This is a genomic window from Streptomyces sp. NPDC101490, from assembly GCF_044767145.1.
In the GTDB taxonomy this organism is placed as follows: Bacteria; Actinomycetota; Actinomycetes; order Streptomycetales; family Streptomycetaceae; genus Streptomyces.
The window spans coordinates 456,569-471,157 of record NZ_JBIWNI010000004.1 but is presented as its reverse complement, the minus strand read 5'-3'; the positions used below and the strand labels follow the sequence as shown (position 1 = coordinate 471,157).

Sequence of the window (14,589 nt, the reverse complement as noted above, 5' to 3'; positions counted from 1 at the left end):
GCGAACACCTCCGCGGCGAACTCCTCCAACCGACCCCGCACCGCCACAAGCTCCCCAGCCCTCATACAGCCAGCGAACTACCGAAAACCCGACACAACAAGACCCGGTAACAAAGCACTACTAGCATCCTTGGTCATGGCCATGCTCGTACACCTCACGTCGGCGGCGGACGTCCCGCGCATCCGCAGGTCCGGCGTGCGGGCGGTGAGTCACGGGCAGGGCGGGGCGCGCGGCGCGTACTGCTTCCCCGTGCTGCCGTCGCACACCCTCACCCACCAGTGGCTGCGCGAACTGGCCCGGTTCGGCAGGCGGGGCGGCCTCGTGGCCGTCCACGTCCGGCTCGACGACGAACAGCCCGTCCTGGTGGGGCACTACTCGGACCGGTGGCGGGACGCCCAGGCCACCGTCCCCGCCGCCGAGGCGGTACGGCGGATCGGCGCACTGGACGACCCGCGCGGCTGGGAGGTGTTCGTCCCCCGGGCGATCCTCTCCCGCGAGATCCACCGCATCCGCGCCGCGCCCCAGGTGGCGGGCTGGCGCTACCGGCCGGACTCGCACGGCACCCGGCCCTGCGTCTGCCAGGGGTGCCAGGTGCGGGGCGCGTACGGGGCACGGCGCCTGCGCGAACGCCTGACGCATCCGGCGGACGGACCCCCGCCGCGGTCCTCCACGCTGCTCGCCAGGATCGAGGCGGCGGGCGACCCCGGGGACCCGGTCGTGCTGCGGGAGGCGCTGGACTGGTTCGCGATGCGGCGGCGCGGCCCGCTGCCCCGCCTCGCCCGGCTCGCCGCCCATCCCGACCCGGAAGTGCGGGAGTACCTGGTGTGGGCGGTCTCCCACTGGACCACCCCCGGGGTCACCGAACTCCTCGACGCCCTCGCCGCCGACCCCGACCCGGCCGTGCGCCAGGCCGTGGAGAACGTCCGCGAGCCGTAGCGGCGGCCGGTGACCCGCACGGGTCCGCAGGGCTTGTCGTCGGAGGACCTCGCCGAGGCCGGACGTTCGTCAGCGGGACCGGCCGCCCCGGGGCCTCCTCCCCCATCAGGGCCGTAGGAGCGACCCCCTGAACACCCGTAGGACACTCGTACGGAAATATTTCCGTACGGGGGCAACCTGATCCGCCGCCCACCCCGTTCCCCTCGTGTGGAACGAGTGAGACGAGGACAGCGGGATGGGCCCCATGAGCAACGACGGCGACTTCGAGGCGTTCGTGGCCTCCCGGGGGCCGCGCCTGCTGCGGGTCGCCTGGCTGTTGACCGGGGACGCGCATCTGGCGGAGGACCTGCTCCAGACCGTACTGGCGAAGGTGTGGCCCAAGTGGGAGCGGATCGGCCGCGACCACCCCGAGGCGTACATCCGCGCGGCACTGGTCAACACGCACAACTCGTGGTGGCGCAGACGGTGGCGGGGAGAGGTGCCGCACGGCGACTTCCCCCCGGAGACGCTCCGGACGCGGTCGGCGGACGCGCACGACCCCGACCCCTTCGCCTCCGTCGAGCTGGAGATGGTGCTGGCCACCGCGATACGGGCGCTGCCCGCGCGGCAGCGCGCGGTGGTCGTGCTGCGGTACTTCGAGGACCTGAGCGTCGAGGAGACGGCGGCGGCGCTGGGCTGCACCCAGGGGACGGTCAAGAGCCAGTCGTCCAAAGCCCTGCGCACCCTGCGGGGGCTGCTGCCCCCTCCTACCGCCGAGGGAACGGGTGAACGCCATGCGCTCCTGGCACTCTGACGACCGCGACACCCCGCCGGACGGGCCGGACACCGACCCCACCGAGCGGGAGCTGCGCGTCCTCCTGGACCGCGCCACCCCGTATCTGCCCACCCCGGCGGACCGGCTGGGGCAGGTACGGGACCGGATCCGGCGCCGCAGGCGGCGGGCGGCGGGCGGCGCGGTCCTCGGCGGGGCGGTGCTGGCCCTGACGGCGACGCTGCTCCCCCGTGCCGTACTGACCGAGCACATCGAGGCAGGGCCCGCCGTCACCGCCACGCCCGCCACCCCTACCCGGCCGAAGGACACGGTCACCACGACGCTGTACGCCGAGCAGCTGGCCGGTCTGGTCCTCAAGGTCCCCCAGGGCTGGCACACCCTGCTGCTGCCCAGTATCCCGGAGCAGGCCATGCGCCCGGAGGGCTACGTCTCGACGGCCCCGCTCAGAACGCCGCCGCGGCCGTGCGAGAAGTCAACCCCGTGCGTCCCGGTCGAGCAGCTGTCGCCGGACGGCTTGATCGTCCAGTTCGTCCGGTACCGCGGCACCGACTACTCGGCCGCCGAGCGGCGCGACGGCCGGAAGCTCGCGCCCAGCACGGACGGCGGCCACGGCTGCTCGGGACAGCCCCGGGCGACCTCCTACTCCGGAGTACTCCCCGGCGCCCCCGAAGCCCGCACGCTGATCACCGTCGACCTGTGCGCCGGTGACGACGTACCCGAACAGACCTTGAAGGAGGCCCTGACGATGGTCGAGGAAGCGACGTTCCGTCAGCCGACTCCCCCACCGATGAAGTTGCCGCCCCCGCCGGAGCAGAAGAAGAACGGAACCGAGCGATGAACCAGTCGACGACCCGCACCCGGCTCATACGGCCCGGCGTCGCCGTGGCCCTCGCCTCGGGGCTGCTCCTGACGGCCTGTACGGCGGAGAAGCCGGACCGTTCCACGGACGGCCGCGCACCCGCCGGTCAGACGGCCGGCCGGGCGGCCCCCGCCTCCGCCACCCCCTCCTCTCCCTCCGCCTCCCCCACCGCGCCCGCCGAACTGCCCGGTCTCGGGCCCCTCACCCGGGCCACGGTCGGAGCCGACACCCGGCAGGTCGTCGTCGTCACCGGCGAGGGCGAGGACTCCGACCACTCCACGGTCCGCCTCTACGAGCGCCACACCACCCGTGGCTGGGTCCCCGCCGCCGCGGCCTGGCCCGCCCGCAACGGCCACAAGGGCTGGTCCGAGCGGCACATGCTGGGCGATCTGCGGACCCCGATCGGCACCTTCACCCTCACCGACGCGGGCGGCAAGCTGCCGAACCCCGGCACCGACCTGCCGTACGACCTCAACCGGGGCCCCGTCTACACCGCCTCCGGTCTCAACCCCGAGAAGAAGTCCAAGGCGGGGGCCCTGGACTACGTCGTGGCCATCGACTACAACCGCTACCCCGGCAAACCGCCGTACCACTCCGGCCGCCCGATGGGGGTGGAACGCGGGGGTGGCATCTGGCTCCACGTCAGCCACTACGGCGGCACCGAAGGGTGCGTGGGCATCCCGCGCGAGCAGATGAAGCAACTGCTGCGCGCCCTCAAGCCCGGGGCGAAGCCCATGGTCGTGATGGGCCCCCGCGCGTCGCTGGCCCGCTGAGCCACCCCCCGCGTTCCCGGACCGCCGAGCGGGGTCCCCCGCGTTCCCGGACCGCCGAGCGGGGTCCCGCGCGTTCCCGGACCGCCGAGCGGTCCCGCGCCACCGGCCCGTCTAGCGGTCCCGCGCCACCGGAGCCCGCCACTCCGCCCGGCACCGCTCGATCCCGGCCCACCGGACCGTCGTCCTGCCCCGCTTCCCCGGCTCCCCGAGCCGTCCGGCCCGGAGCGTTCCCGGCCCACTGAACCGTTCCACCCCCTCCGGGCCCGGCCCGGACTCGTCCACGACGGACGCCTCACCCATCCCGCCCGCCGACACCCGCTGGAGCTCTCGATGCCCCTGCCCTCCCCCCATCCCATAAGTCACGCGAAACGCTCTTTCGTACGCCGTCCTGCCACGCGCCTCGCGGTGGTGGCCGCCGTACTCGCCCCGCTCACCCTGACCGCGTGCGCCTCCGGCGACCCGACGCCCACGGTGGACGGCAAGGCGGCGGCGCCCACGAAGGCCGGGGGGCCCGCCGCGACCGTCGCGGTGACACCGAGCGGCACCGGGACACGCGCCGGGGCGCCGGTGAAGGTCACCGCGCGCGGCGGCACCCTGACCTCGGTCACGGTCACCGACGGCGAAGGCCGGAAACTCAAGGGCACCCTGTCCGCGAAGGACACCGTGTGGACCTCGGAACGCCCGGCCGCGCCCGGGGAGACGTACCGGGTGAGCGCGGGGACCAAGGGCGACGGCGGCACCCCTGGCACCCGGGAGACCTCGTTCTCCACCGCGAAGGCCGACAAGGTCAACAAGCTGGAACTGTGGCCCACGGAGCGGACCGTGGGCATCGCCCACCCCGTCTCCGTGATCTTCGACGACCCCGTCACGAACAAGGCGGCCGTGGAGAAGGCGCTCAAGGTGACCACCGACAACGGCACCGAGGGGTCCTGGGGCTGGATCAAGCACCACGACGGACGCGAGCGTGTCGACTGGCGGCCCAGGGAGTACTGGAAGGCGGGGACGAAGGTCCGGCTGGAAGGACTCCTCGACGGCGTCGACTCCGGGGCGACCGGAGGCATGTTCACCAGGGACTACGACCTCTCCTTCACCATCGGCGCCGCCCAGGTGGTCGAGGTCGACCTCGACAGCAAGCAGCTCGACTTCCGGCGCGGCGGGAAGACCGTGCGCAAGATCCCGGTGTCCGGCGGCGACCCCGACCACGGCGACAAGGCGTCCTGGAGCGGCACCCAGGTCCTGATGCGCAAGGCGGGCACGGTCAGGATGACCTCGCAGAGCGTGAACCTGGGCGACGCGTACGACAAGGACGTCGCCTACTCGATGCACCTGACGTGGTCCGGGGCGTACGCCCACGCCGCCCCGTGGAACTCCGCCTACTTCGGCAAGGCCAACAAGAGCTCCGGCTGCATCGGCATGAGCACCGCGAACGCGGCCTCCCTCTACCGGGACATCCAGGTCGGCGACCCGTTCACGGTCACCGGCAAGGACACCAAGGGCCTGCCCCCGCAGGGCAACGGGTACAGCAACTGGAACCTGCCGTGGCAGGAGTGGCGGAAGCTCAGCGCACTGAGCTGAGTCACGGGCCGACCGTCCGCGTCCCGGAGCCGCAGAGTCCCGGGACGCGGACGATCGGCCCAGGAACGGGGCCGGGAAGGCGAAGCCCACAGCCGGTCACACGATGGCTCGAACTGGCCGGAGCGCAGGCCCTTTTCGCCGCCTTCGGACCTCCCTCCGGAACGACAGGTCAGGTCAGCCCTTCGGCTCGGAGGGCCGTGGAGCGGCGTCGGAATCGGCGAGGAACTGCCAGATGCTGATCATGGCGACGATCTGGGCGATGAGATAGGCGAACTGCAAGGAGTAGTAGCGCATCTGATAGACCGACAGGAGGAGACCCATGCGGCTCTGCCAGTACCGTCGCTCGGTGCGGAAGGTGTCGAAGTCCATCGCGATGGCGGTGACCGTCAGGACGAAGAGCATCGTCGACACCGCGAACGCCAGACCCGCTGTGCTCTCCTTCGTGAACCGCAGGACCAGTGCGTCGGCGGCGACCGGCAGCGCGAAGGCGAGCGTCACCGGCAGGGCCTTCGCCGCCCCTCGCTGCCCGGGGAGCTGACGCCACAGGGCACCGAGCACGAAGGCGGCTCCGGCCCAGGTCGCCGTCCAGGTGGCGAGTGACAGCAGGAGGCCGGGGACACCGAACTGGTCGGAGAGGACCTCCGTCCAGCCCTCGCCCCGGATGTTCCAGACCCAGATCATGAGGAAGGACGCGGGCACCGCGGGGATGAGGGACAGGCGCGCGCAGCGGGTGCCGTTGGCCCACCACGTGTCCCTCGGCCCCAGCGCCAGCGCCGCGTCCACCACGGAGATCTTCGGTGGGAGCCGGTCTGCGGTTCCTGGCGAGGAGGGGCTCGCGGGCCAGTCGTGCAGGCCGTCGAGGCGCTGTTCGAGATCGCTGCGTTTCGGAGGTTCGTCGCCGAACAGGCCCTGATCGAGGCGGCGCAGTTCCGCGTGGATCTCACGGTAGGACCGGGACTTGTCGAGGAGCGTGGCCCGGCCGGCCGGGTCCGCCACCGTCGCCAGGGGGCGCCCCGAACGTTCGAGGGGCTGGGAGAGAGCTGAGCGTCCGGTAAACGGGGCCACGAAGCCGTACAGGGCCAGCATTCCCAGCAGTTGCCACAGTACGGAGACGGTGCTGAAGCCCGCGACGAATCCGCCGGGCAGCACGGACACCACCCCGAAGAAGGTGAGGAAGAGCAGCCGGTCGGCCGGTTCTCCGAGTGGGGACACGGCGGTCGCCGATCGCCAGGCCCGCAGGACGGCGAGCACCGCGACCGCCGTCAGCAGCCACAGGTACGAGGAGAGCCAGTCCTGGGCCCCGAGCACGGAGGACAGGGACTCCCCCACGAAGTCGTTCCAGTGGTCGAGGCCGTAGGAGGGGACGGTGCGGTCGCTCAGCCAGGAAGCCCGTTGCCAGGCGCGCTCCTCGGTGAGAACGAGGAAGGCCGACACGAGGATCGTCCAGGCCAGGACGGCCGGTCCGGCGATCCGGAGTCTCAGGACCCGGTCGTTCCCCGGGAAGCGGCGGCTTCCGGGCAGCAGCCCCCCGTCCGCCGCCAGGCGCCAGACCGCGGCCGCCAGCGCGAGCGAGCACAGGGCGAAGAGGCAGAAGGACGCGGTCGCCGTGGCCGCCAGGGCGAGGCCGGATTCACCGCGGCGCAGGGTGGAGGTGCCGGACAGCACCGCCACCAGCAGGGGCGGCACGGTCAGGGCGACGAGCGCTGCCCGGATACGGCCGGTCGGGCGCGCCACGGAGAGCAGCACGGCCACGAACGCGAGGGCGAAGCCGTGGTCGCGGAGGATGAGTCCGGGTCGCCAGAAGGCCCCGTCCCCCTGTTCTCCGTACTGCTGGAGCGCCACTCTGCCGTCCATCAGGAGGGTGAGGAGCATGGACGCCACGGCCCAGTGCACGAGGTTCCGCAGCGTGCGGCCCCGCCGCCCGGTGGGAGGGGTGGAGCGCCTGCGGTGGAGGACCGCCCCGCAGAGGAGGAGCACGGTGGTCACGGCACCGGAGATCATGTAGCCGCTGCGGTCCAGGAGCACGGCGCCCGGCCGATTGCTCTGGGCGTTCCAGGAGCGTTGCCAGGAGGGCTTGAGCCGAACGGTCACCGCGGGGACCGGCTCGGCCGTGAGCGGCTTCCCGGCGGACGCCCGCTTCCCTTTCTCCTTCTCGGCCGTCGGCACCGTGTCCGAAGACGCCGGATGCCACAACAGCGCCGTGGCGCCCTCGCCCCCATCGGGCAACGGCGTCGCCGTCTCGGCGCCGGGGCTGCCGGGGTCCACCTCGATCTCGGTCCAGCGGGCACCGGCGAGAGCGCGGGGCGAGAGAAGCCGGACCGTCCACCGGTCCCCGTCCGCGCTCACGCTCCAGAGGCCGGCGTAGACCGTGTCGTCCAGGTTGACCCAGGTGTGCGCCCGGTCGACGACCGTCACCCCGCCGTCCTTCTCGGCCGTCACCAGGGGCGGGCCGTCGCGCCACTCGGACCAGCGCCGGTGCTGACCCGGGTACGGACGGGTGAGGCAGGACATCGCCCGGATGTACTCAGGACTTTCCTCGCTCAGCAACAGGTGCCTGATGAAGGGCCAGTCGGCGGGCACCTCGACGCGCAGCTCGGACCGTACCTTCGTGGACGTGCGGTTCCCGTGCTCCAGCAGTACGCCGGTGCTGACACCCGCCGTGGCCAGCTCCGTGGACCGGCACTCGTCCACCGGGGCGGATGCGGCGGGTGGCGCGGCGGCCGACAGCATCATGAGGAACAGGCCCAGGGCGACCGTCGTCCTCCCCGCCCCCGCCACGGCCCGTACGACACGACCATGACCGCTCGGCACAGAGCTTCTCCCCCCTGGAATCCGCGAACGCCATGATGGCTCAGGGGTGGGCCGGAGGACACCCCTCCGGCCCACCCGCCCGGCAGGGGTGTCGCTGGTGCGGTCACGCCCTGGAGCCGGTCCCGCACGGGCCCGCACGGGCCCGGACGTCCCGCCCGATGCCCGGCATCGGAGCGATCAACCCGTGGCTCATACGCGTCAGTCCATGATCGCGCGCTCCGAACGCGGTGGCGGTCCGGCGACTTCACGGACACGGCCTAGCATCGGTCCGTGGAGGAACACCAGAACGAGACCAGGGCGGCCTACGACGGGGTCGTCGAACTGTACGCGTCGCTGTTCGCCGACCGGCTGGAGGACCGGCCGTTCGCACGGGCCATGATCGGTACGTTCGCCGAGCTGGTGCGCGAGACCGGCAACACCCGGACCGCCGACGTGGGATGCGGGCCCGGCCACCTCACGGCCCTGCTGCACGACCTGGGCCTCGACGCCTTCGGGGTCGATCTCTCCCCCGGCATGGTCGGTCATGCCCGGCGGGCCCACCCGGAGCTGCGGTTCGACGAGGCGCGGATGGAGGAACTGCCGGTCGGGGACGGGGAGCTCGGCGGGGTCCTCGCGCACTACTCGACCATCCACACGCCGCCCGCCGAACTGCCCGCGCTGCTCGCCGGGCTCGCCCGGGCCCTCGCGCCCGGGGGCCTGCTGCTCGTCTCCTTCTTCGGGACCGGGGGTCCCGGACCCGTCCGCTTCGACCACAAGGTGGCCCCCGCCTACAGCTGGCCGGTGGACCCGTTCGCCGCCCTGCTCACCGAGGCGGGACTCACCCCCTTCGCCCGGCTGCTCCACGACCCGGCTTCGGAACGCGGCTACCTCGACGCCCACGTGCTGGCCCGCAGGGAGGCCGTCAGCACCTGACGCGGGCCGGGGACCGCCGTACTCCGGACCGCGCCGCGGCACGCGCACGGCGGACGGCCGGCCGTCACCCGGGAGAGGAGGCGCCCTCGCGGGTGAGGGCGTCCAGTTCCTCTCCGATGGCCCGGCGCAGCTCCTCGTGGCGGGCGCCCAGGGCGTGTTCGGGGCTGCTCCAGTGGTCCGGCGGGTACAGCCACACCGGTTTGCGGACCAGGTCGGCGGGCTCCCACGCGTAGCGGGGCCAGACATGGGCGTGGAGGAAGGGGTCGGTGTTCCCGAGGATCTCCAGGTTCACCCGCAGGAACCCCGGATCGGCCCGGCGGCACGCCCGCTCGACCGCCTCACCCAGCCGCTCCATGTCGGCGAGGAAGGCGGCCCGCCGGGCCCTCGGCAGCTCCGACAGCCGCTCCACCCCCGGCTCGTCCACCAGCAGCACCGCGTACCCCGGCAGGAACTGCACGTCCCCGATCACCGCGAATCCCGCGTCCGTCCTGCGCAGCACCGTCGGGTTCTCCCCGCGCAGCGCGGTCCCGATCCGGTCCCGCCGCCAGTCGTCGTCCATGATCCCAATCTACGCCCCCCGTGATCACCGCCGTCGGGCGTGCAGCACATGGGCCTCCAGGGGCAGCGGGTCGTGGCCGACGAGGTCGAGGCCCGCGTCCGCGAGCAGCAGGGCGTACTCGGCGGCCGTACGCTCCCTGCCGCCCGTGTTGCACATCATGTGGAGGTCCCACGCGGTCGCCAGGGACGGCGCGGAGTCCACCGGCAACAACCTTTCCACGATGAGGAGTTCGGCCCCCGGCTGCATCGCGTCCGCGCAGTGCCGCAGGATCGTCCGGCACCGCTCGTCGTCCCAGTCGTGCAGGACGCGGGAGAGCACGTACACGTCCCCGCCCGGCGGTACGTCCGCGAAGTCGCCGGTCCTGACGTCGCACCGCTCCGCGACCGCGCCGAGCCGGGCGCGCGCCGCTTCGACGACCTGCGGGCGCTCCAGGAGGACCCCGCGCAGGGACGGGTGCGCGGCGAGCAGCCGCCCGAGCAGTTCCCCCGTGCCGCCCGCGACGTCCACGACGGTACGCCCTCCGGGGGCCGCCGCGGCGGCCGTGACGACCGGGTGCCCCGGCAGCGGTGCGAACATCCGGGCGCTCGCCGCCATGGACCGGTCGAACAGGGCGGCGAGTTCGGGGTGGCGCGCGAAGTGGTCGAAGTGGTTCTCGCCGTAGAGGTCCTCGAAGCCCGGTTCTCCCGTGCGCACGGTGTGCGCGAGCCGTGCGAAGGAGTCGTAGAACGGCCCGCCGTACATCAGCGCCAGGCTCCGCATCGAGCCCTCGGTGTCCTCGCGGAGCAGCAGGCCCGCCCCGGTCAGCCGGAACCGGCCCCGCGCGCCGGGCTCTTCGGCGACCACGCCCACCATCGCGAGGTACCGCAGCAGCGTCGCCAGGTTCTCCGGCCGCGCGCCCACCGCCCGCGCCAGCTCCCCGGCCCCCGCCGCGACGGTCGGGCTCATCGCCTCCGGCAGCCGCAGTTCCGCGCACGCCGCCAGCGCCTGTGTCGTCCAGGCGCCGGTCAGCAGCCGGAGGAGCGATTCCGCCGGGTGCGCCTCCGGGCTCCCCGCGAAGTGCTCGGCCAGGACGTCACGGTGGTCGCCCCGGGCGTACAACTCCACCCTCCGGTACGGCGACTTCGTCTCACCGGGCGCGGCGAAGTAGAAGACGGTGCCGTCCTCGTGCGGGTTGTAGCCGCCGCCGTCCGGCGTGGCCCCGTGCCGCAGGAAGCCCGCGCGCAGCCCGCGCAGCACCAGGGGGTCCGGGCGTTCCACGTCGAAGGCGAGGTGCGCCTCGTGGTCCGCCGTCCGTTCCTCGGCGGCGACGGCCGCCAGCCCCGAACCCTCCGGGACGGTCAGCGCGAACACCTCCACCGCGCGCCCCTCACCGCCGGGCCCGTGGACCGGCGGCCGGAGGATCCGTACGTCCAGCTCCCCGGCCCCGAGGCCGTACCGGACGGACAGCCGGTCCCGTACCACCACACTGGGCCGCGCCTCACCGTCCGGGGTGAGCCCGGCAGCGGCCAACTCGGCTCGCAGGGAGGGTTCGTCGGCCGGGAAAACGAGCAAAGCGGCGTGGGCGAACCGGCACCTTCCGGCCGTCGCCCGCAGCTCGGGTCCTTCGAGCCCCGGCAGGACGCGCGCCAGCAGGTCGGCGGTCTCCTGCTCTCGCACGAACGCGGCGGCGGCCGACAGCCGGGCGGTGTCGTCGGGAACGGAGGGACCCGGGAGAACGACGGCGGGAGCTGGGCCGCTGGTGATCGTCATGAGGAGACTTCCTTCGGGGAGGGTCGGGAAGAGGGAGCCACGGCCGGACGGCCGGGCTCGCCGAGCAGAGGACGGGCGCGCGAAGCACGCCTGGGGGAAGGTGAGTTGATGGAGGGCGGGCGAGTGGAGACTCCGCCGGGGCGGACCGGGGACGGACGCGGGGCACCTGGCAGGGGCTTGCGGGGACCGGGCGGAAGGGCCCGGGGACGCGAAGGCCTACGGCAGGAGGAGCCGGGGCGCATGTGGTCGAGGCACGGAGGAGCGGAGCACGAAGGGCCGGGCCGCACCGGATCGGGGCGCGGCGCAACGCACCCGGGTCGGGGTGGATCCGGTCCGCGAAGGGCCGGGGGGAGTCCGGGGAGGGCTGGGGAGGGCCGGGGGGAGTCCGGGAAGGGCCCAGGGAAGGGACCAGGTCACTCAGCCGTCGTGGCGGACGAGGTGCCGGGAGCCGCCATGCCGGTGAGAACACCCAGAGCAGCCGGATCAGTTGGGGCGGCCGGAGCGGTCGAGGCAGCCAGAGCGGTCAGACGCCCACGTAATGCTCGGCGAACCAGTTCTGCTGGGTGGGGGAGTTCCGCAGCTCCGCCATACGGGCGCGGCGGAGCCCCTCCTGGAACGGCGAGGCGCTGCCGTCGGGGCCGGGTGTGCGGTGGAGGAGCTGGATCATCCAGTGGGAGAACTCCTGCGCGCGCCAGATGTGTTCGAGGCAGCGCGCCGAGTACCGGTCGAGCCCCTCGGCGTCTCCGTGGTGGAGGTCGTCGGCGAGGGCGCGGGCGAGGATCTCGGCTTCGAGGACCGCGAGGTTGGCCCCCTTGGCGGCGGACGGGCTGATCAGGCTCGCGGCGTCGCCGACGAGGAACAGCGAGCCGTGGCGCAGGGGTTCGAGGACGTCCGACTCGAAGTCGACGACCGTGCTCTGCAGGATGCGGCCCCGTATCAGCGGTCCGAACTCCGCTGCCCGCAGCCTCAGTTCCAGCTCCTCCCAGACGCGTTCCCCGGACCAGTCGCCGGGCTCGGTGCCGCGCGGGCACTGGAGGTAGTAGCGGGTGACCTCGGGCGAGCGGGCCATGTGTCCGGCGAACCCCCGGGGGTGGGTGGCGTACCCGACGGCGTCGAGGCTCGGCGGCGCCTCGGCCAGGAGTCCGAGCCATGAGACCCCGTGGTCCCGGTGGTGGCGCCGGACCGCGCCAGGCGGCAGCGCGCGCCGTCCCGCGCCGTGCCGTCCGTCGCAGGCGGCGACGTACCGCGCGCGCCACCGCGCGGTCCGCCCGTCCGGCTCCCGTACGGCCACCGAGGGGCGCGGCCCGTCGGCGCCGGTCACATCAAGGACCTCGGTGTCGAAGAGGATGCGTCCGCCCGCCCCGAGGAAGAGCGCGGCGAGGTCGGTGACCAGGTCGTGCTGCGGGTAGACGGTGTGCGGCTCGCCCTTGCCGAGGCGGCCGTAGTCGAGGCGGAAACGTCCGTCCTCGGTGCGGAACTCGCAGACACCGTGCTCCTGTCCGCGCTCGCGCAGTCCCTCGTCGAGACCGTGCCGGGCCAGGGTCCGTACGGTGCCCGGAGTGAGGAATCCGGCCCGCGCCCGCTGCCGTATGTGCGCGTGGCTCGCCCGCTCCAGGACGACGCAGTCGATCCCGTCGCGGAGGAGGAGGTTGGCGAGCACCAGTCCCGCGGGCCCGGCGCCGAGGATGACGACATCGGCGGAGCCCGCCATGTCCCTTACAGGAGAAGCGTTTTGGCTTTCTGTCACAAGAGTGGATCTTAGGGGGGACCAAACGCGGCGGATGCTGAATATCACCCGAATGCCGTACAAGAAGAGAAAAGGATTCTGCCACCGGGAACGGCAGGTTCGCGCCCCCGGTGCCGGCTCAGGGAGCCGTCGTCGCCGACCAGTCGGCCAGGGCCCGCGCGCAGGCGGTCACGGCGGCCGCCGACGGGCCCAGGGAGGCGGAGAGACCCGCGGTGAGGGTGAGGACCGGTTGTTCCGCACGGCCGCCCACCGTGACCGCGCACTCCACCGTGGCCAGGGGTCCCTCCGTACCGGGAGGGGCCGGTACGCCCAGCGTCAGCTCACAGCCTCCGGCCCGCACGCCCAGCGAACCGATCCGGTCGTTCATGGACTCCTCAAGGCGCCCGGCCGCGCTCTCCAGCGATCCCGGGCCCAGCGGGAACACCTCGTCCATGACCTCCACGCCGACCCCGCGCAGGGTCGTCATCCGCAGACGGAGCCCGCGGGCGCTGCGGATTCCCGTGCTGTGCAGGACGTAGACGGCGACGAGTGCCGCCCGCACGGCCGCGCCGAGGTCCCCGCCCGGGCCGCCGGGCGGCACGGGCAACGGGAAGCTCCGGAAGAACGGGCGGAGCCGCACGGGGGCGACACCCCCCGCGAGGGCCGACAGCCCCTCGTGGACCGTCCCGCCCACGAGCCAGGGTCCGCCAGGACCGAGCATCAGGAGCCGCCCCTCCTCGTCGACCGCGAGCGGCGCGTCCGTGTCCGTACGGCCGAGGGGGAAGAGCCGGACGCCGAGGGAGCGGCCGAGCCGGTTCAGGGCCGGGACGTCGAAACGGGCCTGCCGGGGGTCGACGACACTGCCCACGGCGGCGACCTCCCGGACCCCGGCCGCGGTGGGAGGGACGCTCAGCCCGTGGAACGCGCGGACGGCCCGCTCGGCGGCGGGGAACAGCTCCGCGCCGACGCTCGCCACGACGAGGACCGCCAGCATCGCCGCCTGTCCCGCGTCACGGCCCGGGTACCAGCCCGCCTCGGTCAGCGTCACGCTCACCCCTGGTCGTGGAGGACCGCGATGCCGAGCCGCTCCAGGAGCGCCGTGCAGGAGCGGCACACCTCCGCCTCCGTGCCGTGCTCCGGGTCGCCGTGCGGACGGATCTTCCGGGCCACGAGGGCGGCACCCGCGAAGTGCGGTACGGCCTCGTCGAGGGTGGCGCTCCTGCCGTCGCCTCGCTTCCGGTCGAAGCCGGACAGTTCGTCGGAGACCAGCGTGGACTCCGCGCAGTGGCCGAGGAACGGCTCGCGCAGGGCGGGCGGCAGCCCGTCGAAGAAGTCCCGCACGGCGGGGTGCAGCTCCGGATCGCCGTCACCGGTGAGGTCGGTGTGGCTGGTGATCGTGCCGTGGATGAGCAGCGAGGCCGCCGTGCCGGGGGTCGGATCAGACATGGAGGTCCTCCGCGTCCTGCATGGGGGCGTGCGCGAGGGCGATCACGGCCTCGTGCTTGTCGGCGCCCATGTAGTAGTTGCCCGTGTCGTGGACGTAGAAGAACCGGCCCCGTTCGTCGATGAGGACGGGCGAGCCCTCCGAGCCGTCCAGCCCGACCGGGAAGAGCCGTACGCCGAGGTCACGGCTCAGCTCGGCGACCTCGGCGGGGGCGGACCTGAAGCCCAGGTACGGGGTGAGGTAGAGGTAGTCCTCACGGGCGGCGTCGAGGGTGAGGCGCAGTCCGCCGTGCTCCGTGAGGAAGGCGGTCGCCGCCTCGAAGGGCTCCACCGGGAAGCCTTCTGCACGGTACTGCTCGGTGATTCCGGCGATCATCGCCGGTACGGTCTCGGCCACATCGCGTCCCGGGAACCACCCGTACTCCCGGAACCAGGCGTCGACGTCCTCTGGCGTGTTCAAGCGCGGCATGTGTG

General features: G+C 73.2%; 13 protein-coding genes. 6 read left to right on the top strand and 7 right to left on the bottom strand.

Features of this window, described 5'->3' with window-relative positions; genetic code table 11:
- Positions 1 to 135: 135 nt before the first annotated feature.
- From ACIRQY_RS13040 to ACIRQY_RS13020, 5 genes are all read left to right on the top strand, one after another.
- The gene (locus tag ACIRQY_RS13040) at positions 136 to 936 is read left to right on the top strand and encodes a HEAT repeat domain-containing protein (protein WP_403924661.1); all 801 of its coding nucleotides are present in this window, start codon (positions 136 to 138) and stop codon (positions 934 to 936) included.
- A gap of 235 nt (positions 937 to 1,171) precedes the next feature.
- On the top strand, positions 1,172 to 1,729 hold the full coding sequence (locus tag ACIRQY_RS13035) for a SigE family RNA polymerase sigma factor (RefSeq protein WP_403924658.1): 558 nt from the start codon (positions 1,172 to 1,174) through the stop codon (positions 1,727 to 1,729).
- Positions 1,710 to 2,546: a hypothetical protein gene (locus ACIRQY_RS13030; RefSeq protein WP_403924656.1), complete on the top strand. Its 837-nt coding sequence runs from the start codon at positions 1,710 to 1,712 to the stop codon at positions 2,544 to 2,546. Before ACIRQY_RS13035 ends, ACIRQY_RS13030 begins: the two co-directional genes overlap by 20 nt.
- Positions 2,543 to 3,340 carry a L,D-transpeptidase family protein gene (locus tag ACIRQY_RS13025; protein ID WP_403924655.1) on the top strand — a complete coding sequence of 266 codons (798 nt, stop codon included), beginning with the start codon at positions 2,543 to 2,545 and terminating at the stop codon, positions 3,338 to 3,340. The genes ACIRQY_RS13030 and ACIRQY_RS13025 overlap by 4 nt, the downstream gene beginning before the upstream one ends.
- A 405-nt stretch (positions 3,341 to 3,745) precedes the next feature.
- Positions 3,746 to 4,915, top strand: coding sequence for an Ig-like domain-containing protein (locus ACIRQY_RS13020; RefSeq protein ID WP_403924652.1), 1,170 nt, complete (start codon positions 3,746 to 3,748; stop codon positions 4,913 to 4,915).
- A gap of 174 nt (positions 4,916 to 5,089) precedes the next feature.
- Here the strand turns inward: ACIRQY_RS13020 and ACIRQY_RS13015 are convergent, their stop codons facing one another.
- Positions 5,090 to 7,726, bottom strand: coding sequence for a DUF6185 family protein (locus tag ACIRQY_RS13015; RefSeq protein ID WP_403924650.1), 2,637 nt, complete (start codon positions 7,724 to 7,726; stop codon positions 5,090 to 5,092).
- A 270-nt stretch (positions 7,727 to 7,996) separates the two neighbouring features.
- Between ACIRQY_RS13015 and ACIRQY_RS13010 the strand changes: the two genes are divergently transcribed.
- Positions 7,997 to 8,638, top strand: coding sequence for a class I SAM-dependent methyltransferase (locus ACIRQY_RS13010; RefSeq protein WP_403924647.1), 642 nt, complete (start codon positions 7,997 to 7,999; stop codon positions 8,636 to 8,638).
- Between the two features lie 64 nt (positions 8,639 to 8,702).
- Here the strand turns inward: ACIRQY_RS13010 and ACIRQY_RS13005 are convergent, their stop codons facing one another.
- The 6 genes from ACIRQY_RS13005 to ACIRQY_RS12980 all read right to left on the bottom strand — a co-directional run bounded on the left by ACIRQY_RS13005 (position 8,703) and on the right by ACIRQY_RS12980 (position 14,584).
- A complete protein-coding gene (locus tag ACIRQY_RS13005) occupies positions 8,703 to 9,197 on the bottom strand; it encodes a diadenosine tetraphosphate hydrolase (RefSeq protein WP_351781588.1) in 495 nt (164 codons plus the stop codon).
- Between the two features lie 24 nt (positions 9,198 to 9,221).
- Complete coding sequence (locus ACIRQY_RS13000; protein WP_403924644.1) at positions 9,222 to 10,946, bottom strand: methyltransferase; 1,725 nt, start codon at positions 10,944 to 10,946, stop codon at positions 9,222 to 9,224.
- 523 nt (positions 10,947 to 11,469) lie between these two features.
- The gene (locus ACIRQY_RS12995; protein WP_351781631.1) at positions 11,470 to 12,657 is read right to left on the bottom strand and encodes a 4-hydroxybenzoate 3-monooxygenase; all 1,188 of its coding nucleotides are present in this window, start codon (positions 12,655 to 12,657) and stop codon (positions 11,470 to 11,472) included.
- 154 nt (positions 12,658 to 12,811) lie between these two features.
- Entirely contained in the window at positions 12,812 to 13,720 is a 909-nt protein-coding gene (locus tag ACIRQY_RS12990; protein ID WP_403924641.1) for an SUKH-3 domain-containing protein, read from the bottom strand.
- A 2-nt stretch (positions 13,721 to 13,722) separates the two neighbouring features.
- A complete protein-coding gene (locus ACIRQY_RS12985; RefSeq protein ID WP_351781582.1) occupies positions 13,723 to 14,118 on the bottom strand; it encodes a YwqJ-related putative deaminase in 396 nt (131 codons plus the stop codon).
- Positions 14,111 to 14,584, bottom strand: a complete 474-nt coding sequence (locus ACIRQY_RS12980; RefSeq protein WP_403924638.1) for an SUKH-3 domain-containing protein — start codon at positions 14,582 to 14,584, stop codon at positions 14,111 to 14,113. Before ACIRQY_RS12980 ends, ACIRQY_RS12985 begins: the two co-directional genes overlap by 8 nt.
- Positions 14,585 to 14,589: the final 5 nt, after the last annotated feature.

Coding starts and splice junctions, on each gene's coding strand:
- ACIRQY_RS13040 (WP_403924661.1), top strand. CDS start 136: ATGGCCATGCTCGTACACCTCACGTCGGCGGCGGACGTCCCGCGCATC.
- ACIRQY_RS13035 (WP_403924658.1), top strand. CDS start 1,172: ATGGGCCCCATGAGCAACGACGGCGACTTCGAGGCGTTCGTGGCCTCC.
- ACIRQY_RS13030 (WP_403924656.1), top strand. CDS start 1,710: ATGCGCTCCTGGCACTCTGACGACCGCGACACCCCGCCGGACGGGCCG.
- ACIRQY_RS13025 (WP_403924655.1), top strand. CDS start 2,543: ATGAACCAGTCGACGACCCGCACCCGGCTCATACGGCCCGGCGTCGCC.
- ACIRQY_RS13005 (WP_351781588.1), bottom strand. CDS start 9,197: ATGGACGACGACTGGCGGCGGGACCGGATCGGGACCGCGCTGCGCGGG.
- ACIRQY_RS13000 (WP_403924644.1), bottom strand. CDS start 10,946: ATGACGATCACCAGCGGCCCAGCTCCCGCCGTCGTTCTCCCGGGTCCC.
- ACIRQY_RS12995 (WP_351781631.1), bottom strand. CDS start 12,657: ATGGCGGGCTCCGCCGATGTCGTCATCCTCGGCGCCGGGCCCGCGGGA.
- ACIRQY_RS12985 (WP_351781582.1), bottom strand. CDS start 14,118: ATGTCTGATCCGACCCCCGGCACGGCGGCCTCGCTGCTCATCCACGGC.
- ACIRQY_RS12980 (WP_403924638.1), bottom strand. CDS start 14,584: ATGCCGCGCTTGAACACGCCAGAGGACGTCGACGCCTGGTTCCGGGAG.